This window comes from Maribacter sp. Asnod1-A12 (genome assembly GCF_045063735.1).
In the GTDB taxonomy this organism is placed as follows: domain Bacteria; phylum Bacteroidota; class Bacteroidia; order Flavobacteriales; family Flavobacteriaceae; genus Maribacter.
The window spans coordinates 1-1,172 of sequence record NZ_JBEFNZ010000003.1 but is presented as its reverse complement, the minus strand read 5'-3'; the positions used below and the strand labels follow the sequence as shown (position 1 = coordinate 1,172).

Here is a 1,172-nt window from a genome sequence, read left to right as displayed (position 1 = left end):
TGTCAGTTCGATTTCTATGACGTTGCCAAACGGTTTTTGTAAAATGTTTGGTTGTTAATCAGAGCAAAAACTAGATGAATGATTTTGTTCCTCACAGCGTTTATTACACTCATTTTGTTTTTTCCTTCATTAACTTTTCGATGATAGTATATAGCTAGGTCGTTATTCAATCTTATTGCGCTCAGAGCACCTAAATGGAGTAGTTTTTTAAGTCCCTTGTCCGCTAGATTAGATACTTTGTTCCTTCCGAATACCGATATTCCAGAGGTGTTCGCAAAAGGAGCTACACCTGCATAACAAGCCAATTTTCTCGCTTCTTTTATAGTTTTGAACTCATTGGTCTTTACAATTAGGTTTAAGCACAATATGGGACCTACACCGGGGATGGACTGTAGCTGTGAAGCCATATTCTTAATCCTTTGACAAGAGTCGACAAGTTGTTTTAACTCTAATTCTATAGTGCCGATCTGCTTGGTCAGTTCCTTTATCAGCTTTTGGTTTTTAGAGAGAATCGATTTGACAAGCTTTGCGTTGTCCAAAACAAGTATTTCTTTATTTTTGGTCTTGATTTCCTTGCGTTGTTTGACCCTGAATTTTCTTTCCGACATTAGTACCTGTAGGGATTCCAGTACTTTTCTTTTTTCTATGTAACAATCCATTTCATCATGGTTCTTACGAATGAACCTTGCTATCCTAACGGCATCTATAACATCGTTTTTACCACGTACAAGTCCTAGACTTTTCTTCAAATGCAATGGGTTTACGACATAAAAACTACACTTCATACTAGGAAGTATCCTCATTAGCTCCCAGGAATACTTTCCTGTGTTCTCAACACAGATATGATATTCGTGAGCAGTGTTTTTTAGCAGATGTCCAAAGTATTTAAAGATTGATCGTTTGGTATTTTTAATGACCAGGGATTCCGTTGTGTCGGATAAAATACAAATATCCAAAGTGGATTTGCTTACATCAATTCCGATGAACTTTAATTCTGTTTTCATAAATTTGGTTTACTTGATTAAATAGATAGTACTCAACTCCTTTATAATGGGCTTTATATCCCGAATTTCTAATTTGAGTTTTATCATAAACGGAAAAGATCTGAATCGAACTATGAGCTTGGAACTCGGAGTGATTTGATAGTGTATCTTTTCCGTTTTTAATTTACT

The 1,172-nt window shown here is 35.6% G+C and carries 1 protein-coding gene; it reads right to left on the bottom strand.

Translation table 11 applies throughout. The features are described 5' to 3' along the window. Positions 1-14: 14 nt before the first annotated feature. The gene (locus tag ACJJVP_RS00020) at positions 15-1,004 is read right to left on the bottom strand and encodes an IS110 family transposase (protein WP_405409753.1); all 990 of its coding nucleotides are present in this window, start codon (positions 1,002-1,004) and stop codon (positions 15-17) included. Between the last annotated feature and the right edge of the window lie 168 nt (positions 1,005-1,172).